Origin of the sequence: Aeromonas sp. WP2-W18-CRE-05, from assembly GCF_014168615.1 — a bacterium.
Taxonomy (GTDB): domain Bacteria; phylum Pseudomonadota; class Gammaproteobacteria; order Enterobacterales; family Aeromonadaceae; genus Aeromonas; species Aeromonas caviae.
Map to the genome: position 1 here is coordinate 1790034 of NZ_AP021917.1, position 25243 is coordinate 1815276.

The following is a 25243-nucleotide window of genomic DNA, read 5'->3' on the forward strand; positions in this document are numbered from 1 at the left end:
TTAATCCATATCCAGGTCGATGTCTTTGCCTTCGCGCAGCAGGTCATACACCATATCAACCAATGCGGTCATGCCCTGACGGTCAGACTTGAGCACCTGGGTTGCCAGCTTCTGATGACTGGACAAAGCACGAACCACCGCTTGCTGAACCGCACCGGGGAGGTTGCCTTTCATAGCCTGCTCACGGGTGTTGCTTTCCACCTGAGCCATGACGACATCGCTTTCACCGGTAATCGCTGAAATCTGATTAACGAAAGCCACCTGATCCTGGATCGGCGTCGCCTCACCAAACAGGCTGTTGAGCCTCTCGATAATCTCTTTGACGAATTTCGGCTTGTCGCCTGCCGCGCCACCACCGCCTGCACCTATCGGTTGCAGTACCGGGGTTTCGCCTTCGTCTTCCGCGTTATCTGAACGAGCATTGATGTCAAAGCCGGTGAGCACCAGGCCGGTCAAGTCCACCGTTTCCGGAGCTTCGTGTAATAGACGCTTTTGCAGCAGCTTGGCGAACGCGGCGAAGTTCTCCAACTCCGGGTCGCCAAAATCAATCAGTTGGGCGATATAAGAGTAGGTACGACAAAAACGCCCCAAATCCGACTTGAAGCCAATCAGCGCCTTGATTTGCTCGGCATACTCATCCTGATGGTGATCGGCAGACTTCATACCTGCCTCATCACCCTTGGCACGGGCCTTCTCAAAAGCCGCTTCCCAGGTCGCCATGCCATCACGCAGCATTTTCATCTTGTCGTTATACAAGGCCGTCGCTCCAGCAGTAGCGGCATACAGCGCCTTGTGCTGCGGCGATTTGGTATGGGTGATGTCCCGAATGGTCTTGAAGCGAGCTTCCTTGAACGCGGCCAAGTCCTTATCGTCGTACAGGCCGTGCTCGTCCAAGCGCTCCTTGATCTCGTAGACCACATTAAGGTCTTGCACTTCGTCGATGTGAGCACCCTTGTCATAGGTGGTAAAGGCCTGACGCACGTTCTCTGGGTCGTTCACAAAGTCGATGATAAAGACCTCATCCTTACCGGGGGCCGTCCGGTTGAGGCGGGCGAAGGTCTGCACAATCTCCACATGGTTGGCGATTTTCTTGTCTACATACATGGCTACCAGTTTGGGCTGGTCAAAGCCAGTCTGGAACTTGTCAGCCACCAACATCACCCGGTATTCAGGGCGGTCAAAGGCAAAACGCAAATCCTGCCCGTGGATATCCGGGTTCATGCTCTGCTCGGTGAACTCCTCGTTCTCATCGACGATAAATACATCGTCCTTAAACTCACCGTCATCCTGGTGCATCACCTGCTTGCCAGTCATCTTGCCGGAGAAGGCTACCAGTGAGTGAATAAAGCCGTACTCGCTGTGCTGCTCAATATAGCGGTCAAACGCCTTCTTGTAGCGAATGGCAGCGGCACGGGAGCTGGTCACCACCATCGCCTTGGCCTTGCCATCGAGCCGGTGCGCGACGTTCTTGGTGAAGTGCTCAACGATAAACTGCACCTTCTGGGTCACATTGGTGGGGTGCAATGACATCCACTGTGCCAGGGCGCGTTTGGCGGCCTTGCCGCTTACCCGCTTGCTGTCTTCAAGCTGCTTGGAAAGGTTGAAGGCCGTTTTGTAGGGCACATAGCCTTTCAGCACATCGAGAATGAATTTCTCCTCAATGGCCTGGCGCATGGTGTACAGGTGGAAGGCTTGTGGAGGGTTATCGTTCGAGGCTGGCCGGCTCGGGTCTGTTGGGCGACCGAACAGCATCAAAGTGGAGTGCTTCGGCGTACCGGTAAAGGCGAAATAGCTGATATTGTCCGGGCGGGCCCGAGACTTTTGCAGTTGTTCCAGCAATTCATCCACCGTCATGGTGGACATCTTGCCTTGCCCACTCATCCCCAGCGCGGCTTGCAGCTTAGCGGCGGTAGAGCCTGTCTGCGAGTTATGCGCCTCATCAATGATCACAGCAAAGTTTTTCCCTTTCAGGGCCTTGTCAGTGATGATGGCTTCCATCGCGTAGGGGAAGGTCTGGATCGTGACCACCACAATCGGCGTGCCAGACAACAAGGCCTCCGAGAGTTGCTTGCTCTTGGACTTGGATGACTTCTGCCGGTCAATAGCGGCGATCACCCCAAACTGATGGTCAATCTGTTTCACCGCGTCCTGAAGCTGGCCGTCTAGCACATTACGGTCGGTGACAATGATCACGCTGTTAAATACCGAGTCGCCGTTATCTTCGCGCAGTTTCACCAAGTCATGGGCCGTCCAGGAAATGGTGCTGGTCTTGCCGGAACCGGCGCTGTGGTCACACAGGTAGGTCATGCCAGCGCCGTTTTCGCGGGCATCGGCCAGCATCTGGTTCACTGCCGTCCATTGGTGGAAGCGCGGGAAAATCAGGGTTTCTTTCTTCGACCAGTTGCCCTGAATATCTACAACGTCCTTTTTCTCGACGTAGACAAAGCTATGGAAAATCCGCAGCCAGGCATCCGGCTGGCAGACCGCCTCCCAGAAGTAGGCTACCGGGTATTCCTGAGTACCATCGGCCTTAATCTCACCTGGCGGGTTACCCGCATGTACCGTGCCGTTTTCGTCCTTGCGCCCCTTATTGAACGGCAGGAAAAAGGTGTTTTCTCCATCCAGCTTGGTCGCCATCATGATTTCAGAGTCGGACATGGCGAAATGCACCACCGCCCCGCGCTTGAAGGTCAGCAATGGCTCCCGGCGTTTGGTCTTGGCGTCATACGGCAGACGATCATTGCGGTACTGATCCATTGCCGCTTCGCAGGACTGGGTGAAGTCGGTCTTCAGTTCGACGGTTGCCACGGGAAGGCCGTTGATAAACAGCACCAGATCAATGGCAAATTCACGAGCGGGGTGATACTTCAGCTCCGGCACCACGCGCAGGATGTTCGCCTGATAGCGCTTGATCACCGCTTCATTACGCCTGTCTTCCGGCGCGGCCTCGGTCATCTCGATCAGGCCGCAACCGGCAATGGAAAAACCCTGGCGCAACACCTGCATGGTGCCTTGTTTCTCCAGTGCTTTATCCAAGCGATCCATCAGCACTTCAAGGGTTTTGGCCCCGTTGAGCCGTTCCAGCTTGTCCCATTTTTCCTGCTGGCCGCTGGTTTTGATCCAGCTTTCCAGGTCTTCGGGGTACACCGCCCGCTCGGTGTCGTAGAACTTGGAATCACCCAGCTTCCAGCCCTGCTCTACCAACCGGTCGATGATGTATTGCTGGAAGTGTTTTTCCTGATGTGCTGCTGATTGCATTTATTGTTTTCCTCGCAAATCAATCTGGCCGGTGACAGCGGCGGTGATAAAGGCGGCGCGGCGTTCTTTGAGCAGAGTGATGCTTTGTTCTGTTTTCTCGACTAGGGCATCAATACGAGCAGTTCCAGCATTGATTGTATTGGTAATTGCGCTCTGCTCATCGACCGGAGGGATAAGTACTGGAAGCCTTCTGACATCTTCAAATTTCAATGACTGCCTTAATCCTCCACCCATTGCATAAAAGACTTTACAAAGGTCATACGAACGCATCAACCATGCAAAATATGTAGAATCAATACTGTGCGGTTTTACGGCCATATACGCAGAGGTAATGATTCCTCTTTGCGTAACCAGGGCTGAGCGCAAGCTATGTTTGTCGTTTTGCAGATCGGTGAATCTAAATACAGTTTCGCCAGACTCTACGATTTGATAGGTTTCATAAGACTCTGGCGTTAACCCCATATTTCTAGTTTCAGGCTTCTGGATGATGTTTCCGTAGCTGAGGGACAGAATATTGGTTTCAACTAGGCCAACATTCTTTCGGTTCAGTTCTGTAACCAAAGCGAAGAAGGGTTTAACCTCCCAATGCTCCGGCACCTCCCCAATCCACTCAATGCCGGAATCCTTCATCTTCGCGTTGGGGTCTAGGCCCTTGGTGACAGCATGGGTAATCAGCGCCTGGCGCTTTTCCTTCAGTAGCTCGATAAAGCGGGTTTTCTTCTCGACAAGCGCATCAATACGGGCGGTTTCGCGGTCAAGGGTGGCGGCGATGGAAAAACTTTCTTCATAAGATGGGATTGCAATGGGGATGGCTGATTGCTCACCTTCAGACAAACTTGGAACTGCTCCCGTATCTATTCACCAGGACGGGGTTGACGGCATCAGTTCTGCCGGGATGGGATAATCTGTCTTCTCGATGCACGCCCTGACCACGGCCCTCAACCACTCCTGTGGGCAGCGGCCCAATCGCTTGCCGGTCTCCACCAACGACAGGATGCGCTGGCGAAACAGCTCGCCCCGGTGAGACCACACGCCGTAGCTACCCTTGCGCCAGAGCACATAGCCACGCAGCGCCCGCTCCGCCTCGTTGTTGGTCAGCGCTATTTCGTCGTCAGTCATAAACCGCCACAGCATCTCGTCATCCCGCAGCAGCAACTGGCATCGTCCACGGTAGCGTTTGCTGCACAACAGGGCGCCGCGCTCCAACTGGCTTCGCCAGCTTTGCCGGTAACGCGCGAGCCTGCGCAGGTATTTCTGCTTGCTCAACGCACCGCTTTCCCAACGGTGCCGGGTACGAAACACCGCATCCGCCAGCAAGACCAACCGGGCACCGATGGGCTGGTTGCACTGCTCGCTACTCTCGGCGATGGCCGCGAGATTGCGGGCCACGTGGGCCCAGCACAGTTGCCGCTGGTCGGCGTCGATAAACCGGTAGCCGGCGTACTGGTCGGTCACCAGCACCCCGTCAAACTCGGCGCCCAGCAGCCGCTTGGCCGCCTCCTGACCACGGCCATAGGCCGTCATGAAGCAGACGGCTATCTTGCTCAGCGCCAGCCACATCCAGCGGCGCTCTCCACCCCGCTGATGCCGGGTCTCATCGGCATGAACGTGGGTGGCCGTCTGCACCTGCTGCTTGATGGCCTGGTAGGTCGGGGTGAGCATGGCACTCACCCGCCCCTGCGCCTCACTGATGGCGCCCCGGCTAAAACTCAGGCCGAAATGCTGTTTGAGCTGCTGCTGTATCTGGCTGACGCTCTGGTGAAACTGGCCGCTTTGCAGCGCGATGTAGCTGAGCAGATTGGCCCCCATCTGGCTGCTGCTGACGTTGTCTGGCAGTGCGGCCTGGGTCGTGCCGATACACCGTGAGCAGGTCGCACGATACAGTTGGTGTTCGGTGACGAGATAGCTCACCTCGGGCAGCTCGAACACCTGATGAACCTGATAGGGTTTGGCATGGGCCACCATGTCCCCGCCACAGCAAGCGCAATCGGCGGCAGGGTAATGCGGGACCAGGGTCAGGCGGGCATCAAGCGGATGCCGCTCGCGGCGATGTCCCTTGTGACCGGGCTGCGCCCCCCGTTGCTTGCCGGACGCCGGACGCTTGCGGGCCGGCGGCGGTGCACCGGGGCCGTCGCTGGAAGGCGGCTTGGAGGAGTTGCCGCTGTGCTGATTGAGGCGGTCCTCCAGCTCGGCGATGCGGTCGAGGAGCTTATAAATCAGCTCGTTGGCCTGCTCCAGAGTGGTGGGCATTCCCGCGGAATGCATGGTGTTTTTGCTCATGGGGGGAGCGTATCTAAGGAGCAGGATCAAGCAAGCAGGAAAGTGGGATCAAGAGACGATCGTCTCATTTTTCCTGTGTCAATACTGTTCCGGTGAATACTTACCTGCTCCCGGCCTAGCAAAGAACGAAAAATCGATGGCATTCATCAAATAAAAAGCGTACTGAATAGGTACCTTTTTAGAGTCAACAACAAATCCTGTCATGTTGTTGTCTAAACAACATGCTGTTTTTGAGATCCTTCTTCTATTAAGGAATAAAGCAGCCCCAATTTTTGCCCATGAGATTGTGTTTTCTGGAAATACAGTCGCACCCAACTCCTTAGCGTCTTTTCTTGATATTGTATTAGAAGACCCATTCAGCGAGATGTTATCTCGTGATTTTGATAAATCGCCTACCTTATAGAATGGTAATTCATTATCAGGTTGCCCCTGCATATCAGTTGGAAATCCAGAACCTCCTTTCAATGTTCCTAGATGCTTTAATTTTCCTGTTTTCCATTCCTCCGGCACCTGCCCAATCCACTCAATACCGGAATCCTTATATGCGAGATATGCTCTGTACTGGCTCATTCGCTGGCCACCTCCGCCAGTAGCGCGGCAATCTCGGCTTCTACTTGCTTCAGGTCTTCATCAATATCATGCAGCTTGCGCGGCGGCTGGTACTGGTAGAAGAAGCGGTTGAAGTTGATCTCGTAGCCAACGCGGCCCAATTGACCATCCCTGGCATCGGTAAAGCTCTCATCCAGCCAGGCATCCGGCACATGAGGAAGCACTTCGCGGGCAAAGTAGTCGTCGATGTCCTCCAGATAGGGGACGTTCTCGTAATCAGTTAAATCTGTGTCTGGCACCAGCTCGCCGTTTGAATCCGTGACTGGCTCGGCTTTCGGGTCTTTGTGACCAAAGGCGTTGATTAGCGCGGTGATCAATGTCTTGTTGGATTTGACCTTGAGCTGCTTGGCTTCATCGGACTTGATCGAGTTGCTAACAAAGGTTTCTGCCCAGCTATAGGGCTGCGTTTGCCCGATCAGCGGCTTGAGGGCTTCGCGCCAGAATGTCTGATGCGCGTCAGAGAGCTTTTCCCAGGCAGCTTCGGCTTCCAACCGCTCCATACCCACCTTATCCAGCTCTAGGGTCATGCGCAGCGGGCGCAGGACCCTGATACGGCGGTAGCCAAAGGTACGGTAGTCCAGCATCCGGGAAAGCGCACCGGTTTCGCCTGCTGCGTAGATGTCCAGAATCTGGCGGCGCTGCTCATCGCTGACAATACGGCGCTTGTTGCCCTCGTTGCGGATTGAAGTCCACAGGTCGGTGGCGTTGATCAACTGCACCTTGCCTTTGCGCTCCTGAGGCTTCTTGTTGGACAGAATCCACAGGTAGGTGGCGATATTGGTGCGGAAGAACAGATCCGTTGGCAGAGCCACAATGGCTTCAATCAGGTCGTCTTCCAGCAACCAACGGCGGATTTCCGATTCGCCAGACGCGGCACCGCCGTTAAACAGTGGCGAACCCGACAGCACGATAGCGGCGCGGCCACCGCCGTTGATCGGCAGTTCTAGCTTGCTCGCCAGGTGCATCAAAAACAGCATGGAGCCATCGCTGATTTTTGGCAGGCCCGGCCCAAAGCGGCCCAATTCGCCTTTTTTGTGTTCCGCTTCGACGGCGTTTTTGTCCTTCTCCCATTTCTTGCCAAAAGGCGGATTGGACAGGCAGTAGTGGAAACGCTCACCGGCAAACTGGTCGTTGGACAGCGTGCTGCCCTGACGAATGTTCTTCGACAGATCTCGGCCAGGGTCGGACTCCAAACGGCGGATCAGCATACCGGCCACACAAACCGCATGGGTTTCCGGCTCCAACTCCTGCCCGTGCGGCACCAGCACTGGCGGGATCTTGTCGCGGTTACCGTAGTCCCCCACATGGTTCATAGCATCGGTGAGGAAGCCACCCGTGCCGCAGGTCGGGTCATACAGGGTACGAATCAAACCTGGGCTGGCCTCAAACAGGGCATCATCCGGGTCAAGCAGCAATGCGGTCGCCAGGTGAACGATGTCACGCGGCGTCATGAAGTCCTCGGCTCCTTCATTGACCTCAGCACCAAAGCGGCGGATCAGGTGTTCGTAGATGTTACTCATCACCCGATCCGGCACCACGTCCGGGTGCAGGTCGATCTTGGCGAAGTTCTGGCAAATCTTATACAGCAAGCCCGCTTTCTCCAGTCGGATCACCGTATTGCCAAACTCAAACTCCTCGAAAATAGCGCGGGCGTTATCCGAAAACAGGGCGATGTAGTCTTCCAGATTGCGGCGCGTCTTGGTGCTACCAAGCGTAGCCAGCGAGTATTCAGAGATGTTGTAGAAAGGGTAGTTAGCAGTAGAACGCAGAATGGTATCCAGCTCAATATCGGCATCCTTGAAGGCGGTATGCGCTTCTCTCACCGCCTCGCGGGTCGACTCCAGCGCACACTCCAGACGGCGTAGCAGGGTAAACGGCAAGATGATCTTGCCAAAGTCCGTATGCTTGAAGTCCCCCCACAGATCTTCCGCGTTCTTCCAAATAAAATCAGCCTGTGAAGCTGCCGATCCCGTAAAGTCGTTCATTCTGGTCTCCAACCACTTTTTGCACGAAACGGTACTATAACCTAAACATGATCGTCAACCATGTTTTGCACAAAAGAGGCTGAATTCCATTTTCAGGTTAAATCTGCGATCCTACCTCAGAATGCAAATAGCCGTTTTTTCATTGCGGATTCGAAAACCCGGTGATAGTCTCGGCGCCATAGTGATGCAAAGAACATCGCTAACACAGGGAATAACAAGGACTTAGTGTTTAATTACAGTAGGCATTGGAAACTATGAAAAAGACAATTCTGGCTATTGCTATCCCGGCTCTGTTCGCATCCGCAGCTAACGCTGCCGTCATCTATGACAAAGACGGTACCACCTTCGACATCTACGGTCGTGTACATGCCCAGTACTTCGGCGAGTACGACTCCTACGATGCAGACGCAGATTCTTACTCCAAGAATGATGGTGAGCTGACCACCTATGCCCGTCTGGGCTGGTCCGGTAAAATGGCTCTGAATGACACCTGGTCTGGCGTTGCCAAAACTGAGTGGCAACTGGCCTCCGAAAACTCCTATGGCAGCGACAAGCGTGAGCTGAAGGCTCGTCACATCTATGCTGGCTTCGATGGTTCCCAGTATGGCCAGTTCCTGTTTGGTCAGACAGAAACTGCTTTCTACAATGCAACCGTCGCCAAGACCGATATCTTCAACGACTACGGTGACAAGGCCAACGTCTATGATGATCGTCAAGAAGGTCAGGCTATCTATAACGGTCAGTGGAACGGTTTTGGCCTGAAAGGTGGCTACATCACCAACAACGGCAGCTATGATGCGAACTACGCTGACTGGTCTGGTGTTGAAGGTAAAATGGACCACGGCTACACCCTGGGCGCAACCTATGACTTCGACTTTGGTCTGGGTCTGGCCGCAGGTTACGAGTCCAAGAGCTTCGAAGATGCCTCCAGCCTCACCATCACTTCCGAAAACGATACTTTCAGTCGCGCTGATCTGACCGACAAGAATGACTGGGCTGTTGCCGCAAGCTACACCTATCAGGGTTTCTACTTCGCTGCCCTGTATAACGAATCCACCTACAAGTTCGACGGCTTCAACGATGCCAAGGCGCGTGGCTACGAGCTGGCTGCTTCCTACAACGTAGACGCCTGGACCTTCCTGGCTGGCTACAACTTCGCTGAAGCGAAAGTGGAAGGTGTAACTTCTTACGAAGACACCGTAGATTTCACCTCCATGGGTGTTGAATACGCCTTCAACTCCAAGCTGAAAGCTTACACCGAATACAAAATCCAAGGCCTGAGTCAGCAAGATGACGAGTGGACTGTTGGTATGCAATACAACTTCTAATCAAGGCTCCCTCTCTTAGGGAATCGTGAAAGAGTTGATGAAACGGCCAAGCTTGCTTGGCCGTTTTGTTTTATCTGCCTTTCACCTCTTTCGCTTCCTTTCGACGTCCGGTGCTGCGCCAGGTCACGTTGTCTCTTTTCCGCCCTTGGCTCCTTCGTCGTAAATCGCTAGATTATTCAATTCGTTGAAGGATGGTCTGCCGACAGGGAAGGATGCGTGTGATCGATTTCAGTCACCCCGAGTGGCGCGCGCTGGCACAGCAGTTGCTGAGCGGCGGTCCCCAGGCTGTTCGCGGTCGTCAATGGCAGCCGCTGATCGGCATGCTTCGGGACAACCAGTTGCTGCTGGCCCTTGGCAATCATCACTATGCGCTCACTTCTGCCGGGCACCGCTATCTGACCCGGGAGCTGATGCTGGCGAAGATGGCCAGTGCCCCGCCGGAACCCGAGGAGTGGCTGCAATCCCACGGCTGGCAACTAGGGGAGAGGGTCAACGAGCGGGTGCTGGCGGCCCTGTATCGCAAGGGGGAGGGTCATTTCAGCCCCATCGAGCAGATCGACTTCGAAGACAAGGGGATCCGGCTTTGCACTGATCTGCCCCTTCGTCTGCGGGCCGCACGGCCGTTCAGCCTGTTTCTCAGCGGCGGCACCCTGCTGGATGCCGCCCCCTGGCTCCAGACCCTGGGGGAGGTAGCGCTGCCAGCCCGCACCCTGGCGCAGCTTGGCAAGATCCTCTGGGGAGAGGGGGAGATACAGCGGGTGATCACGACCGATGCCATCGGCGCCTTCGCCGAGTTGCCACTGCCCGCCGACGCTCTGCTGGTCTGGTATCCCGCCGAGGATCCCGGCACGCTGGAGCCCCTGATCGCCGCCTTGCCGCCCCAGACCCTCTGGAGCCACCTCACTGCCCTGGATCCGGCCGGGGTCGACAGAGTACTGGCATTGGCCCAGCGGTTGGGGAGACCGGCGAGCTGGTGGCTGCCCCGGGATCTGGTGCCCATCAAGGCGGCTTACGGGGCTCCCCTGGGGGATGGTCGGCCCTGGGAGCCGAGCCGTATCCCCCGTGCGCTGCTGGGACAGTGCAATGATCTGGTGGAGTCGAATCGGGGTCTGTCGGTCGAGGTGTGTGCCCTGGCACCGGATTGGCACGGGATTGGTTGAGGCGGCGCCGAGAAAGCGGTTTTCCCCTATGGAAGGCAGTGGTATAAAGAGCTGACGAAGTGCTCCCTGGACGGGCGCTTTTGTTTGCCAACCTACTTTGCCAGCCAACGAACTCAACGGACTACAGGGAATACCATGTTTGAAAAGGTTGTTGCCGCCCCAGCGGATCCGATCCTGGGCCTGACCGAAGCCTTCCGTGCCGACACTCGCAGCCACAAGATCAATCTGGGGGTCGGTATCTACAAGGATGAGACCGGTGCCACTCCTATCCTTCACTGCGTCAAGCAAGCCGAGCAGAAGCTCTTGACCGACGAGAAGACCAAGAACTACCTCGGTATCGAAGGCAATATCGAATACGGCCGCATCGTGCAGCAACTGCTGTTCGGCCGTGATGCCGCCCTGGTGACCAGCGGCCGCGCCAAGACGGCGCAGGCGCCGGGCGGTACCGGTGCCCTGCGCATCGCCGCCGAGTTCGTGGTACGCAACAATCTCGCCAAGACCATCTGGATCTCCGATCCCACCTGGGCGAACCACGTCAGCGTGTTCCAGGCGGCCGGTTTGACCGTCAAGTGGTACAAGTACTACGACGCCGCAACCAAGGGACTCGACTTCGCCGCCATGCAGGCCTCCCTGTCTGACGCGCAGGCGGGGGATCTGGTGCTGCTGCACGGCTGCTGCCACAACCCGACCGGTATCGACCCGACCACCGAGCAGTGGCGCGCCCTGGCCAGTCAGAGTGCCGCCGCCGGCTGGCTGCCGCTCTTTGACTTCGCCTATCAGGGCTTTGCCCGGGGTATCGAAGAGGATGCCGAAGGCCTTCGCATCTTCGCCGAGTGCCACGACGAGCTGCTGGTGGCGAGCTCCTTCTCCAAGAACTTCGGCCTCTACAACGAGCGGGTCGGCGCCTTCACCCTGGTCTGCGCGACCAAGGCGGTGGCCGACGTCGCCTTCACCCAGGTGAAGACCGTCATTCGTGCCAACTACTCCAACCCGCCATCACACGGCGCTGCCGTTGTCACCACCGTGGTGAGCGACCCGGCCCTCTATACGGAGTGGGTGGAAGAAGTGGCCGCCATGCGGGTGCGCATTCGCGAGATGCGCGAGCTGCTGGTGGAGAAGCTGGCTGAGCGGGGGGTGAACCAGGATTTCAGCTTCATCCGCGAACAGAACGGCATGTTCTCCTTCTCCGGTCTCTCCAAGGATCAGGTGGAGCGCCTCAAGAGCGAATTCGCCATCTATATCGTCGGCTCCGGCCGGATCAGCGTGGCAGGCATCACCCGCGCCAACATTGATCCCCTCTGCGACGCCATCGCCAAGGTGTTGTAAGAGAGAAGCATCTGTGCCCAGCGCGTTGCTTCAGCCATAAAAAGCCCGCCGACACGGCGGGCTTTTTCATTTTCCGGCATCAGCGGCGCCGCTTGCTGCTTCCCAGCAGGGAGCCGAGCACCCCGCGCATCAGCTGGCGTCCCACCTCGTTGCCGAGGGTGCGGGCCACGCTCTTGGCGGCGGTCTGCACCACCCCGTCATGCTGGCCACCACGGGGGCCGGTGCGACCGAACAGGATGCCATTCAAGGCATCCAGCAGACCGCCGCCCTGGTCGGTCTGTGGGGAAGCGGTCTCGTCACCGGCGGCGGGCGATGCTTCCTGAAGCCGCTCGAACGCGGACTCCCTGTCCTCCTGGGTGTCGTATCTGCCGTAGAGCAATGAGCCCTGAATAAGCGCTTGGCGCTCGGCCGCGCTCAGGGGGCCGATGCGGCTGGCCGGGGGCGCGATGAAGGCGCGCTCCACCACGCTGGGCCGCCCCTTCTCGTCGAGCAGGGAGATGAGCGCCTCCCCGACCCCCAGTTCAGTGATGGCTCCGGCGGCGTCGAAGGCAGGGTTGGCCCGCAGGGTGTTGGCGGCGATGCGTACCGCCTTCTGATCGCTCGGGGTGAAGGCGCGCAGGGCGTGCTGCACCCGGTTGCCAAGCTGCCCCAGCACGCTGTCGGGGATGTCGGCCGGACTCTGGGTCACGAAATAGACGCCCACCCCCTTGGAGCGGATGAGGCGCACCACCAGCTCAATTTTCTCCAGCAGTGCCCTGGGCGCATCCTTGAATAGCAGATGGGCCTCGTCGAAGAAGAACACCAGCACGGGCTTTTCCGGATCCCCTATCTCGGGCAACTGTTCGAACAGCTCGGAGAGCAGCCAGAGCAGGAAGCAGGCATAGAGGCGGCTGGACTGGGTGAGCTTGCCGGCGGCCAGTACATTGATATGGCCGTGGCCCGCCTCGTCGGTCTGCATCAGATCCTGGATGTCCAGCATGGGCTCGCCGAAGAAGTGATCGCCGCCCGCGCTCTCCAGGGTGAGGAGGTTGCGCAGGATGGCGCCGATGGAGGCGGTCGACACATTGCCGTAGCGGGTGGTGAGAGTCTTGGCGTGCTCCCCCGCAAACTGCACCATGGCCCGCAGGTCTTTCAGATCGAGCAGCAGCAACCCCTCGTCGTCCGCCACCTTGAACACCAGCTCCAGCACCCCGCTTTGGGTGTCGTTGAGGCCGAGCAGGCGTGCAAGCAACAGAGGCCCCATGTCGGAGACGGTGGCCCGCACCGGGTGGCCCTCTTCGGCGAAGAGATCCCAGAACAGGGTGGGGCTGGCGGCAAAGTCGGGTGCCTGAAGGCCGAGCTGGGCCAGACGGGCATCCAGCTTGGCAGAGGGGGTGCCGGCGGCGCCCAGGCCGCTCAGATCCCCCTTCACGTCTGCCAGAAAGACCGGCACGCCGAGGCGGGAAAACCCCTCCGCCAGCACCTGCAGGGTGACTGTCTTGCCGGTGCCGGTGGCCCCGGTGATAAGGCCGTGGCGATTGGCCATGGCGGGGAGCAGGGAGAGGGGGTTGCCATTGGCATGGGCCAGCGTGAGCGGTTCGGCCATGGTGGGCTCCTTGTTTCGAATGGGGGTCGAAAAACAACGGGTTACAAGGAGTGTGGTGGCAGAGGCAGACGATGGCAAGGCACGCCGCCCGAGACAAGGACGGCGTGCTGGCAACCTAGCGGGGGCGGGTCAGCTTGCCCAGTTGTAACAGCAGCAGGGTGAGCAAGGCGCCGGCGGCGGCGCTCAGCACCGCCAGCAGCAGGCTGCCGAGCAGGAAGGGGGGCACCAGGGTGGCTGCCTCCTGCTCCAGCCAGTGCAGGGACCAGGTGAGATGGAAGGGGGCTGGCGTCTCGTTCAGCACCAGGCAACCGGTACGATAGGCGTAGAGGTACATGAAGGGGAGCGTCAGCGGGTTGTTGAACCAGACCGCCAAGAGGGCCAGCGGCAGGTTGAAGCTGAACGCCAGCACCAGGGCGACGGCCACCAGGGAGTGCATGGGCATGGGGACCCAGCTGGCGAACAGCCCGGCCGCCACGGCGCCACAGAGGGCCCGCGTTCCCCCTTGCCAGAGGGCGGGGGTCAGCAGTCGCTCGCCAAAGAGGGCGAACCACTTCTGTTGGCGCAGGGTATCGGGGTCAATCTTGAAGCGGGCCAACCAGCGATTCAGCATGGGCGCGCCACCTTGCGTTTTTGCCACTGGCGCACCGTGCTCAGGCGCCAGCCCGCGCGAACCAGGACATAGCCGACGAGGGCGCTCAGCAGGGCAAGCACCAGGGAGCCCAGCAAGAGCGGCGGGGCCACCGTCTCGAACACCGACACCAGCCAGGCCCAGGTGAAGGTGATCTCGATGTGCTGGGAGGGTTGCCCCAGCAACTGGCAGCCCACCAGATAGGCGCCATAAAACAGCGGTGGCATGGTCAGGGGGTTGGAGAGCCAGACCAAGGCTACCGAGAGGGGCAGGTTGACCCGGCAGGCGATGGCGCCGCCAGCGGCCAGCAGCATCTGGCAGGGGAGGGGAACCCAGGCCATGAAGAGGCCGACCGCACAGGCACCGGCGGCGGAGCGCCGGTTGAGATGCCAGAGGTTAGCATCCAGCAGCAGCTTGCCAAAGAGTCGCAAGTGCTTGTGTTCCTTGAGGGCCGCCGGGTCGGGTAGCCAGCGCTGTATGATTCGTTTGGGCATGTTCTGAACCTTGCTAAATACTTGCTCCATGGATCTGCGTCTGTTGTCGTTTGCCCTGGGGGCAAGCTCCTCACTGCTTTGGCCATGGCTGCCTTCATGGGAATGGGGTGGCCTGATGCTGCTGCTCGCGCTCCCCCTCGCCGGTGGTCGTTGCTGGCGGCTGCTGTTTCTGCTGCTCGGCATCCTCTGGATGCAGGTGAATTTGCACTACCGGCTTGCCTGGCTGGATCAGCTTGGCAAAAAAACGAGCCACATCATAACCGCACACGTGCAAAGTACGGAGTCTTCGGGAGAGAAAGAGGGGGATAAATTTGCGCGCCTGCTGCTGCGCCTCGACACCCTGGACGATCGCCCCCTCATCGTGCCACCCCTGGTGCGGGTCAATGCCTATCAGGTGTTGCCGCCGTTGCCTGCCGGCAGCCGCGTCACCCTGGTGACCTCTCTCAAGCCGGCCCATGGCCTGGCCAACGAAGCGGGGATGGATGGGCGGCGCCTGCTCCTTGGCAAGGGAATCACCGCCACCGGCAACCTGCGTCGGGTCATCGCCCTGGATGCCGTGCCCCCGGGTGTGCGCGATCGCTGGCTGGCGGCGGCGAGTCGCGCCTGGAAGGGGATGGCGCAGGCCCCCCTGCTGGCGGCCCTCACCTTCGGGGAACAGGGGGGGATCACGGATGCCCAGTGGGAACTCTTTCGCGGCAGCGGCCTGACCCACATCATCGCCATCTCGGGCCAGCATATCGCTCTGGTAGCGGTGCTCGGCTGGTGGCTCGGGCGGCTGTTCGGGCTGCGCGGGGCTATCTGCGTGTCACTCCTGTTCGCGGCCACCTACAGCTGGCTGGCGGGGTTTGCGGTGGCCACCGAGCGTGCCCTCATCATGGTGCTGGTGTGGAGCCTGCTGCGCTGGCTAAAGCGGGACTGGCCGAGCCACCGGATCTGGCTGTGGGCCTTTGTGGTGCTGACATTGTGGGACCCTCTCGCCCTCTATTCGGCGGGGTTCTGGCTCTCTTTTCTGGCGGTGGCCCTGCTGTTGCTGGCGAGCCTGTTGCACGATCGCCCTGGCCTGGTGCGGTTGCAACTTCTGCTGCTACTCGGATTGCTGCCCCTGCAACTGCTGCTGTTCGAGGGGATGGCGCCCCTGGCGTTTCTGCTCAATCTGCTGGCACTGCCGCTGTTCTGCCTTGTCATCATTCCCCTGGCGCTCATCGGCGTGCTGGTGGCACCCCTCTCCACGTTGCTGGCCCACGGCCTGCTCTGGGTCTCCGCCTTCGGCCTGGAGTGGGTGCTGTGGGGGCTCACGCAGCTGGCGGATCGCCTGCAGCTCTGGTGGCCGGTGCCCGGCTGGCTGATGCCCGCCAGCGCCCTGCTGATCCTGCTGTGGACGGGATGGCACCTGCCGGGAGGGCGCGCCCTGGGGGGGCCGGTGGCGGCGGCCCTGCTGCTCGCCCTCTGGCCTGCTCCCGCTTCCTGGCAGGTGCGGGTGCTGGACGTGGGGCAGGGGCTCTCGGTGCTCGTCACCCGGGGCGAGCGGGCCATCCTGTTTGATACCGGGGATCGCTACCCCGGGGGCTACAACATGGCGGATGCGGCCATCCTGCCCCTGCTCAACCGGCTCGGCATCCGGGTGATCGACACCCTGATCATCAGCCACAGAGACAGGGATCACGCGGGCAACCGGCAGGCTCTGCTGCAGAGCATGGCGGTGCGCCGGGAGCTCTCCTCCTTCCCCTTTGCACCGGCTACCCAGGCCTGCCGCCGAGGTCAGCAGTGGCATTGGCAGGGACTGGATGTGCGGATGCTCTGGCCCCTGGCAGCCGGGGCGGGGCGCAACAACGACAGTTGCGTGGTGCAGCTGGACGACGGGCGCCATCGGCTGCTGCTGAGCGGCGACATCGAGCAGCAGGCGGAGCGCCGCCTGCTGGCACTGGCGCTGGAGGAGGGTGAGGGCGCGGGGCTGGCCAGCACCCTGCTGGTGAGCCCGCATCATGGCAGTCGCACCTCCTCCACGGCCCCCTTCGTGGCGGCGGTGCAACCTGCCTTCGTGGTGCACAGCGCAGGCTTCATGAACCAGTGGAGCTTTCCCCGCCCCGAGGTGGTGGCGCGATACCAGGGGGCGCGGCAGTGGGTCACGGGGGAGGCGGGCGCCATCCTGATCGAGCCGGGGGACGCGGGGCTCAGGATCCGGGCCGAGCGAGAGCAGGGGCCCTGGTACAGGCGTGGCGGCCCCTGGTGGCAGCCGCAGGTATGGGGAAGGGAGTGAGGATCCAATGAGCCTGCCCGGCAAGGGGCGGCCTTCATTTGTGACCCGGGTTGTAGCCATCGCGCCAGCGGCGCTTGGTGTAGCTCCAAGGTTTGGCTAGAATAGCCCGTCATTTCCCTTATTAACGGCTATTCATGCAACAAGAAACCTCACAAGAGAGCTGGACCGTCTTCAAGCGCCTGCTCGGTTATGTCCGGGATCGCAAGCTGGGTCTGGTGGGCGGCATCATTGGCATGCTGGGTTACGCGGCCGTGGATACCACCTTCGTCTACTCCATCAAACCGCTCATCGATCAGGGGCTCAACGGCAACGACAGCAGCGTGCTCAAGTGGATGCCCTTCTTCGTCCTCGGCATCGTGGCTCTGCGCGGCTGCGCCGCCTTCCTCTCCAACTACTGCATGGCCTGGGTCGGCAACCACGTGGTGATGCGCCTGCAGCAGCAGGTGTTCAGCCACCTGATGGCCATGCCCATGAGCTTCTTCGACCGCCAGAACACCGGCAACCTGCTCTCCAAGGTGACCTATGACGCCGGTCAGGTGTCGTCCGCCGCGAGCTCGACCCTGGTCTCCCTGGTGCGGGAAGGGGCCACCGTCATCGGCCTGCTGGGCCTGATGTTCTGGCACTCCTGGCAGTTGTCGGTGATCTTCCTGGTGGTGGGGCCCCTGGTCGGGATCCTCATCAGCATCATCAGCCGACGTTTTCGCAAGATAAGCCGCCACATCCAGCAGGCGGTGGGTGACATCACCACCTCCACCGAGCAGATGCTCAAGGGGCACAAAGAGGTGCTGATGTTCGGTGGCCAGGAGGTGGAGGACAAGCGCTTCTACCAGGTGAGCAACCGGATGCGCCAGCAGACCATGAAGATGGTCGCCGCCGACGCCATCGGCAGCCCCATCGTCCAGATGGTGGCCTCCGTGGCCCTTGCGGTCTTCCTCTATGTCGCCACCATCGACAGCGTCAAGGCGACCCTGACCGCGGGCACCTTCACCGTCATGGTCACTTCCATGATGATGCTGCTCAAGCCGCTGAAAAGCCTGACCGACGTGAACAACCAGTTCCAGCGCGGCATCACCGCCTGCCAGAGCCTGTTCGGTCTGCTGGACTCCACCCCGGAGCAGGACACCGGCACCCGCACCCTGGAACGTGCCCGAGGTGAAATCGAGTTTCGCAACGTCACCTTCACCTACCCGACCAAGGAGACACCGGCGCTGCGCAACATCAGCTTCAAGGTGGAGGCGGGCAAATCGGTGGCCCTGGTGGGTCGTTCCGGCTCCGGCAAGAGCACCATCGCGAGCCTCCTGACCCGCTTCTACGACATCGAGCAGGGGGAGATCCTGCTGGATGGCGTCAACATCCGCGAATACCGCCTGAGCGAGCTGCGCAAGCAGTACGCCCTGGTCTCCCAGCACGTGCACCTCTTCAACGACTCCGTGGCCAACAACATCGCCTACGCGGCGGAAGAGAAGTACAGCCGCGACGAGATCCAGCAGGCGGCCCGCATCGCCCATGCGGACGACTTCGTCAGCAAGATGCCGGAAGGCTATGACACCGTCATCGGCGAGAACGGCGCCTCCCTCTCCGGCGGCCAGCGCCAGCGCATCGCCATCGCCCGCGCCCTGCTGCGGGACTCCCCGGTGCTGTTGCTGGACGAAGCCACCTCGGCCCTGGACACCGAGTCCGAGCGCCACATCCAGGCGGCCATCGACGAGCTGTGCAAGGCGCGCACTTCCCTCGTGATCGCCCACCGCCTCTCCACCATCGAGAAGGCGGACGAGATCCTGGTGATCGACGAGGGACACATCGTCGAGCGCGGCAACCACCAAACCCTGATGGACATGCATGGTACTTATGCCCAGCTGCGGGCCATTCAGTTTGGTAATACTGCCACGGGTAACAAGGGCTGATGCTGGCCAGACTCTGGTACGGGAACAGCCTCTGGCGCTGGGGGCTGGCCCCCTTCGCCCTGCTGTTTGCCCTGATTAGCGGCGTCCGCCGTCTGGGGTATCGCCGAGGCTGGTTCAGCGCCTATCGGGCCACCCTGCCGGTGGTGGTGGTGGGCAATCTCTCGGTGGGGGGCAACGGCAAAACCCCGGTGGTGGTTTGGCTGGTGGAACAACTCCAGGCCCGGGGCTGGCGCCCAGGCGTGGTCAGCCGCGGCTATGGCGGCAAGGCGCCCCATTACCCCTATCGACTGGATGAGAGCAGCACCCCGGCCGAGGCCGGGGATGAGCCCGTGCTCATCGCAAGGCGCTGCGGCTGCCCCGTGGCGGTTGCCCCCAGACGGGCCGATGCGGTGCGGTTGCTGGAGCAAGGCGGTGAGGTGGACATCATCGTCACCGACGACGGCCTGCAGCACTATGCCCTGGCCCGTGACATCGAACTGGTGGTGGTGGACGGGGCGCGCCGCTTTGGCAATGGCTGTCTGCTGCCCATGGGGCCGCTGCGCGAGCCCACGACGCGCCTCAAGCGGGTGGACGCCATCATCTGCAACGGCGGCGAACCCGCCCGTGGCGAGTACGCCATGCGCCTGGTGCCGGACACCCTGCGCCGGGTGTGCGACGATGCGCCTCTCACAGCCCCCCTCTCGGGGCCTGTGGATGCCCTGGCGGGCATCGGCCATCCCCCCCGTTTCTTCGCCACCCTGACCGCCCTTGGTTACGAGCTGGTGCAGAGCGTCGGCTACGGGGATCACCAGGCGTTCGACGCCGCCGAATTGCTGGCCCGCTTCGGCCAGCGCCCCTTGCTGATGACCGAGAAGGATGCGGTCAAGTGCCGCCCCTTCGCCCCGGACAACTGGTGGTATCTGCCGGTCAGCGCCGAGCTGCCCGATGCCCTGGGGGAGGCGCTGCTGCGCACCCTGGGCCCGCAGCCCGGAAGAAGGGACGGGCACCAGGCGCCCTGACGGGCGCCACCGGATTGGAACAGACGGCCAGCGCCCGGACTCGGGGGCTGGCCCTGCACATTGACATGCCAGGCAAGATCGCCTGTGGGAAATCGTTAAAGGAGTTTCGTTGTGGCACTGGATATTAAACTGCTCGACATCATCGCCTGCCCGGTCTGCAAGGGGAAACTGCACTATCAAGCGCACGCCGAGGGCCCTCAGGAGCTCATCTGCCGCTTCGACAGACTGGCCTATCCCCTGGAGGAGGGGATCCCGGTGCTGCTGGAGAACCGGGCCCGTCACCTGGCGCTGGAAGAGCTGAAGCCATGAGTTTCGTCGTCGTCATTCCTGCCCGTTACGCCTCCACCCGGCTGCCGGGCAAGCCGCTGGCCGACATTCACGGCAAGCCCATGGTGCAGCACGTGGTGGAGAAGGCCCTGCAATCGGGCGCCGATCGGGTGATCGTCGCCACCGATGACGAGCGGGTGCAGCAGGCTCTGGCTCCCTTTGCCGCCGCTGCCGGGTTCGAGGTGTGCATGACCTCACCGGATCACCAGTCCGGCACCGAGCGTCTGGCCGAGGTGTGCCGTCACTACGGCTTTGCCGCCGACACCATCATCGTCAACGTGCAGGGGGACGAGCCCCTCATTCCCCCCGTCATCATCCGCCAGGTGGCGGACAACCTGGCCGCGGCCAGCGCGCCCATGGCGACGCTGTCGGTGCCGATCAGGGATGCCGAAGAGGCGTTCAATCCCAATGCCGTCAAGGTGGTGACCGACCGGGAGGGGTATGCCCTCTATTTCAGTCGCGCCAGCATCCCCTGGGATCGGGACCGCTTTACCCAAAGCCGCGAGCAGATTGGCGATCACTACCAGCGCCACATCGGCATCTACGCCTATCGCGCAGGCTTCATCCAGCGTTACGTGGACTGGGCACCGAGCGTGCTCGAGCAGGTCGAAGCCCTGGAGCAGCTGCGGGTGCTCTGGTACGGGGAGAAGATCCACGTGGCCCAGGCGCTGCAAGCCCCGCCGGTGGGGGTGGACACCCAGGCCGATCTCGACAAGGTGCGAGCGCTGCTGGCCGGTTGAGGCTGGCGGAACGGCTTTGATGCAACACGGCGCCCCAGGGCGCCGTTTTTTAATTGATTCTTTGTATAAGAATTTGATTTAAAACGGATTTTACGAGCAATTTCAAACTTTTCCCGCCCATGGTTTGCCAAATCATCGAGTTTGGTTATGATGCAAGACGCCGTGTTAACCCTAACTGGCATATAACGAGATAAAAAACGGGGTGTTTGGGTGATTAATGTATTCCTGGTCGATGATCATGAGTTGGTGCGTACAGGGATAAGACGCATTTTGGAAGACGTCCGCGGGATCAAGGTGGTGGGCGAGGCGCAGAGCGGGGAAACCGCGGTGGCCTTCTGTCGGCAACATCACCCCGATGTGATCCTGATGGACATGAACATGCCGGGCATCGGCGGTCTGGAAGCGACCCGCAAGATCCTGCGGATCCGCCCCGATGTACGCATCATAGTGCTGACCATTCATTCAGAAAATCCGTTCCCCACCAAGGTGATGCAGGCGGGCGCCGCCGGGTACCTCACCAAGGGGGCCGCGCCGGACGAGATGATCCACGCCATTCGCCTGGTTCACTCCGGTCAGCGCTACATCTCCCCGGAGATCGCCCAGCAGATGGCCCTGAGCCAGTTCGCCTCCGCCGACGAGAACCCCTTCAAGTCCCTCTCCGAGCGGGAGCTGCAGATCATGATGATGATCACCAAGGGGCAGAAGGTGACCGACATCTCCGAGCAGCTCAACCTGAGCCCGAAGACGGTCAACAGCTACCGCTACCGCCTGTTCAGCAAGCTGGGGATCAACGGTGACGTGGAGCTGACCCATCTGGCCATTCGTTATGGCATGCTGGATGCCGATACCCTGTAACGGGGGCGTGTGGACACCAAAGGCGGCACCGGCCGCCTTTTGCTTTTTGCAGGCTGTGGGCAGTATGCTCTCCCCGTCTTTTTGCATTCATCCGTTGAGTCGAGTTGCCGATGACCCTCTCTCCCGAGCCCCATTTTGACAGCAAGGCATTTCTGAGCGCCGTCACCCACCAGAGCGGTGTCTACCGCATGTACGACAGCGGCGGCACCGTCATCTACGTGGGCAAGGCCAAGGATCTCAAGAAACGGCTCGCCTCCTACTTTCGGGCCAATGTCGACAGCATCAAGACCCGCACCCTGGTGCGCCAGATTGCCGATGTGCAGGTAACGGTCACCCACACCGAGACCGAGGCGCTGATCCTCGAGCACAACCTCATCAAGCAGTACCAGCCCCGCTACAACGTGCTGCTGCGGGATGACAAGTCCTACCCCTGGATCATCATCACCGACCATCGGCACCCGCGCATTGGCGTCCATCGCGGCGCCCGCAAGGTGAAGGGGGAGTATTTCGGCCCTTACCCCTCCGGTGGCGCGGTACGCGAGAGCCTGCACCTGATGCAGAAGATCTTCCCGGTGCGCCAGTGCGAGGATGCCGTCTATGCCAACCGTACCCGCCCGTGCCTGCTCTACCAGCTCAAGCGCTGCGCCGGTCCCTGTGTGGCGGGGCTGGTAAGCGAGGCCGAGTATGCCCAGCAGGTGGCGCTGGCCAAGCTGTTCCTCGCGGGCAAGAACCAGCAGGTGATCGGCGAACTGGTGGGCAAGATGGAGTCCGCCAGCGGCGATCTGCGCTTCGAGGAGGCGGCCCGCTACCGGGATCAGATCCAGGCCCTGCGCCGGGTCACCGAGCAGCAGTCGGTGAGTGGCAACGTGCTGGACGAGCTCGACGTGGTGGGGGTGGCCTTCGAGCAGGGGACCGCCTGTATCCATGTGCTCTTCATCCGCCAGGGCAAGGTGCTGGGATCGCGCAGCTACTTCCCGAAAGTGCCGGCCGATACCCCGCTTGACGAGGTGGTGCAATCCTTCCTGCTGCAGTTCTATCTGTCGGGGCAGGGGGGACGGCAGATCCCGAGCGAGGTGCTGCTGGACGTGGCGCTGGAGGATGAGAGCGTCATCGCCGACACCCTGAGCCAGACCGCCGGCTACAAGGTGCGGGTGGTGAGCCGGACGCGCAGCGAACGGGCCCGCTTCATCAAGCTTGCCTCCATCAACGCCCAGACTGCGCTGCGCTCGCGCCTCGCCCACAAGAGCACCATCAGCGCCCGTTACGATCAGCTGGAGGAGCTGCTGGAGCTCGAGAGCCCCATCGCCCGCATGGAGTGCTTCGATATCTCCCACACCATGGGGGAGCGCACCGTGGCCTCCTGCGTGGTGTTCAACCGGGAGGGGCCGCTCTCCTCGGAATACCGCCGCTTCAACATCGACGGTATCACCGGCGGGGATGACTATGCCGCCATGGAGCAGGCGCTGGAGCGTCGCTTTGGCAAGCAGCAGGAGCCGGACAAGGTGCCGGATGTGCTGTTTATCGACGGCGGTCTCGGCCAGTTGCGCCGCGCGGAGGAGATCCTGGCGCGCCAGCTGGAGTTTCTCGGCGGCAAATACCCGCTGCTGGTGGGCATCGCCAAGGGGGTGACCCGCAAGGCGGGGCTGGAGACCCTGATCCTGGGGGACTGCCACGAAGAGCTGCATTTGCCGGCGGACATGCCCGCCTTGCACCTCATCCAGCACATTCGCGACGAATCCCACCGCTTTGCCATCACGGGCCACCGGGCCAGGCGGGCAAAGGCCCGCACCACCAGTACCCTGGAAGAGATTCCCGGGGTGGGGCCGAAACGGCGGCAGGCGCTGCTCAAATACCTGGGGGGTTTGCAGGAGGTGAAAAAAGCCGGGGTGGACGAGCTCGCCAAGGTGCCCGGCATCAGCCAGGAGCTGGCCCAGTCCATCCACGACGCATTGCACTCGCTCTAGCGCTGCCTTTGGTGTGAAGGAGGTCACACCAGGGGGCATCAGGGCGTGCCGCCTGCGCACAAGAGCCGTGACGCAGGGGGCTCCCAAATGCCATAATGACCGGCATCCTGAGGTTATTGATGGATTAATGGACCAAGGCGGGCGCCAGTTCGGTTGCATCCGCGATCGGCTTGGGGCTACCATGTAGCGGCATACAAGAAGTGGCTGAAAATAATGACAAATATTCCTAACCTGCTGACGTTCTTTCGGATTTTGCTCATCCCCGTCTTCGTCATCCTGTTCTACCTTCCCTATCAGTGGTCCTACATGGCGGCGGCCATCGTCTTCATCCTGGCGGCCGCAACCGACTGGTTTGACGGCTATCTTGCCCGCAAGCTGAACCAGTCCACCGCCTTTGGCGCCTTCCTCGATCCGGTAGCCGACAAGATCATGGTGGCGGCGGCCCTGGTAGTCATCGTCGAGCACTACAACACCGTCTGGGTCACCATCCCCGCCATGACCATGATTGGCCGTGAGATCATCATCTCCGCCCTGCGTGAATGGATGGCCGAGCTTGGCAAGCGCTCCTCGGTGGCGGTCAGCTGGATTGGCAAATGGAAGACCATGATCCAGATGGTGTCGCTCACCGGCCTCATATGGCAATACGACATCTGGATGGTGTGGCTCGCCTATGTGCTGCTCTACGTGGCCACCGTGCTCACCTTCTGGTCCATGTTCCAGTACATGAAGGCTGCCTGGGGCGATCTCAGCTACCACTCCAGGTTCTAGTCCAAACGGGAAGATGGCCGTTTCTCTGCCACTGGCGCCGAGAAACGGCCATGAGCTGCAAAAGTGTGGGAAAAGGGTAAAAAACACCCGAACGATCAGCGTATTAAATGTTTTTGGTTGACTGGGCGGGGAACATCGCTAGAATGCGTTCTCACAGTCAGGCAGTCAGCCAGACCGATGCGGGAATAGCTAAGTTGGTAGAGCACGACCTTGCCAAGGTCGGGGTCGCGAGTTCGAGTCTCGTTTCCCGCTCCAAATTCAGACAATAGAGAGTTCCTCTCTTTTGCATGGCGCGTTAGCAAAGCGGTTATGCAGCGGATTGCAAATCCGTTTAGTCCGGTTCGACTCCGGAACGTGCCTCCATATTGACAAGCCCGCCACGCGAGCTTGATACCGATTGCGGTGCCCGAGTGGTGAAATCGGTAGACACAAGGGATTTAAAATCCCTCGCTTTTCGAGGCGTGCCGGTTCGATTCCGGCCTCGGGCACCATTAAGATTAAAGAAAAAATCCTTTCAGATTAAACAGATACGACGCTTCATTGCGTCGTTTTTGTTTTTAACTCTCTCCAAGATTTCTCTCCAACTTTTCCTTTCTTGTCCATTTCTTGTCTAAGCGACTTACTACTTCCTGCGACTTGTTGCGAACAACCTGCTCAGTCTTCCAACATAACCAAGGACGTTTGGTAGGCTACTGCTCCGGACTTTTCCGGGGTCTGTTTCTGGTGCTGAAGCAAGTGCCGCTCACCGTTACCCCTTCGTCTTCACCCCTCCCAAAC

At 60.4% G+C, this 25243-nt stretch carries 19 protein-coding genes and 3 tRNA genes; 14 read left to right on the forward strand and 8 right to left on the reverse strand.

The window, feature by feature from the left end; translation table 11 throughout:
- The 5 genes from H7R73_RS08590 to H7R73_RS08610 form a co-directional block, all read right to left on the reverse strand.
- The gene (locus H7R73_RS08590) at window positions 1-3258 is read right to left on the reverse strand and encodes a type I restriction endonuclease subunit R (RefSeq protein WP_182951575.1); all 3258 of its coding nucleotides are present in this window, start codon (window positions 3256-3258) and stop codon (window positions 1-3) included.
- On the reverse strand, window positions 3259-4092 hold the full coding sequence (locus H7R73_RS08595) for a hypothetical protein (RefSeq protein ID WP_197971179.1): 834 nt from the start codon (window positions 4090-4092) through the stop codon (window positions 3259-3261).
- Between the two features lie 24 nt (window positions 4093-4116).
- On the reverse strand, window positions 4117-5538 hold the full coding sequence (locus H7R73_RS08600; RefSeq protein ID WP_043155065.1) for an IS66-like element ISKpn15 family transposase: 1422 nt from the start codon (window positions 5536-5538) through the stop codon (window positions 4117-4119).
- 78 nt (window positions 5539-5616) lie between these two features.
- Window positions 5617-6108 (reverse strand): restriction endonuclease subunit S, encoded by a 492-nt coding sequence (locus tag H7R73_RS08605; protein ID WP_182951650.1) that lies wholly within the window; start codon window positions 6106-6108, stop codon window positions 5617-5619.
- A complete protein-coding gene (locus tag H7R73_RS08610; RefSeq protein WP_182951573.1) occupies window positions 6105-8132 on the reverse strand; it encodes a type I restriction-modification system subunit M in 2028 nt (675 codons plus the stop codon). The genes H7R73_RS08605 and H7R73_RS08610 overlap by 4 nt, the downstream gene beginning before the upstream one ends.
- Before the next feature lie 254 nt (window positions 8133-8386).
- Here H7R73_RS08610 and H7R73_RS08615 point away from each other — a divergent pair, with 254 nt between their 5' ends.
- The 3 genes from H7R73_RS08615 to H7R73_RS08625 all read left to right on the forward strand — a co-directional run bounded on the left by H7R73_RS08615 (window position 8387) and on the right by H7R73_RS08625 (window position 11946).
- On the forward strand, window positions 8387-9460 hold the full coding sequence (locus tag H7R73_RS08615; RefSeq protein WP_182951651.1) for a porin: 1074 nt from the start codon (window positions 8387-8389) through the stop codon (window positions 9458-9460).
- A 218-nt stretch (window positions 9461-9678) separates the two neighbouring features.
- Window positions 9679-10620: a hypothetical protein gene (locus H7R73_RS08620; RefSeq protein WP_164882859.1), complete on the forward strand. Its 942-nt coding sequence runs from the start codon at window positions 9679-9681 to the stop codon at window positions 10618-10620.
- Between the two features lie 135 nt (window positions 10621-10755).
- Window positions 10756-11946, forward strand: coding sequence for an amino acid aminotransferase (locus tag H7R73_RS08625; protein WP_182951652.1), 1191 nt, complete (start codon window positions 10756-10758; stop codon window positions 11944-11946).
- A gap of 79 nt (window positions 11947-12025) precedes the next feature.
- Here H7R73_RS08625 and H7R73_RS08630 read toward each other — a convergent pair whose 3' ends face one another.
- The 3 genes from H7R73_RS08630 to H7R73_RS08640 all read right to left on the reverse strand — a co-directional run bounded on the left by H7R73_RS08630 (window position 12026) and on the right by H7R73_RS08640 (window position 14653).
- Window positions 12026-13531: a helicase HerA-like domain-containing protein gene (locus tag H7R73_RS08630; protein WP_049636852.1), complete on the reverse strand. Its 1506-nt coding sequence runs from the start codon at window positions 13529-13531 to the stop codon at window positions 12026-12028.
- Between the two features lie 115 nt (window positions 13532-13646).
- Complete coding sequence (locus H7R73_RS08635) at window positions 13647-14141, reverse strand: DUF2062 domain-containing protein (protein ID WP_039040273.1); 495 nt, start codon at window positions 14139-14141, stop codon at window positions 13647-13649.
- Entirely contained in the window at window positions 14135-14653 is a 519-nt protein-coding gene (locus tag H7R73_RS08640; RefSeq protein WP_043153874.1) for a DUF2062 domain-containing protein, read from the reverse strand. The genes H7R73_RS08635 and H7R73_RS08640 overlap by 7 nt, the downstream gene beginning before the upstream one ends.
- A 28-nt stretch (window positions 14654-14681) precedes the next feature.
- On the opposite strand from H7R73_RS08640, the gene H7R73_RS08645 reads away from it, so the two are divergent.
- The 11 genes from H7R73_RS08645 (at window position 14682) to H7R73_RS08695 (ending at window position 24957) form a co-directional block, all read left to right on the forward strand.
- A complete protein-coding gene (locus H7R73_RS08645; protein ID WP_182951653.1) occupies window positions 14682-16910 on the forward strand; it encodes a DNA internalization-related competence protein ComEC/Rec2 in 2229 nt (742 codons plus the stop codon).
- A 134-nt stretch (window positions 16911-17044) separates the two neighbouring features.
- Window positions 17045-18814: a lipid A ABC transporter ATP-binding protein/permease MsbA gene (gene msbA / locus H7R73_RS08650; protein ID WP_103260401.1), complete on the forward strand. Its 1770-nt coding sequence runs from the start codon at window positions 17045-17047 to the stop codon at window positions 18812-18814.
- Window positions 18814-19812 (forward strand): tetraacyldisaccharide 4'-kinase, encoded by a 999-nt coding sequence (lpxK, locus tag H7R73_RS08655; protein WP_103260400.1) that lies wholly within the window; start codon window positions 18814-18816, stop codon window positions 19810-19812. The genes msbA and lpxK overlap by 1 nt, the downstream gene beginning before the upstream one ends.
- Window positions 19813-19923: 111 nt before the next feature.
- A complete protein-coding gene (locus tag H7R73_RS08660; protein WP_010675233.1) occupies window positions 19924-20121 on the forward strand; it encodes a Trm112 family protein in 198 nt (65 codons plus the stop codon).
- Window positions 20118-20879, forward strand: coding sequence for a 3-deoxy-manno-octulosonate cytidylyltransferase (kdsB, locus tag H7R73_RS08665; RefSeq protein ID WP_103260399.1), 762 nt, complete (start codon window positions 20118-20120; stop codon window positions 20877-20879). The genes H7R73_RS08660 and kdsB overlap by 4 nt, the downstream gene beginning before the upstream one ends.
- A 210-nt stretch (window positions 20880-21089) precedes the next feature.
- Window positions 21090-21734, forward strand: coding sequence for a UvrY/SirA/GacA family response regulator transcription factor (gene uvrY, locus H7R73_RS08670; RefSeq protein ID WP_010675231.1), 645 nt, complete (start codon window positions 21090-21092; stop codon window positions 21732-21734).
- A 110-nt stretch (window positions 21735-21844) separates the two neighbouring features.
- Window positions 21845-23698, forward strand: a complete 1854-nt coding sequence (gene uvrC, locus H7R73_RS08675) for an excinuclease ABC subunit UvrC (RefSeq protein WP_103260398.1) — start codon at window positions 21845-21847, stop codon at window positions 23696-23698.
- A gap of 213 nt (window positions 23699-23911) precedes the next feature.
- Window positions 23912-24466, forward strand: a complete 555-nt coding sequence (gene pgsA / locus H7R73_RS08680; protein ID WP_010675229.1) for a CDP-diacylglycerol--glycerol-3-phosphate 3-phosphatidyltransferase — start codon at window positions 23912-23914, stop codon at window positions 24464-24466.
- A gap of 179 nt (window positions 24467-24645) precedes the next feature.
- Window positions 24646-24721, forward strand: a tRNA-Gly gene (locus tag H7R73_RS08685).
- Between the two features lie 34 nt (window positions 24722-24755).
- Window positions 24756-24829: transfer RNA gene (locus H7R73_RS08690), tRNA-Cys, on the forward strand.
- A gap of 41 nt (window positions 24830-24870) precedes the next feature.
- Window positions 24871-24957, forward strand: a tRNA-Leu gene (locus H7R73_RS08695).
- Window positions 24958-25243: the final 286 nt, after the last annotated feature.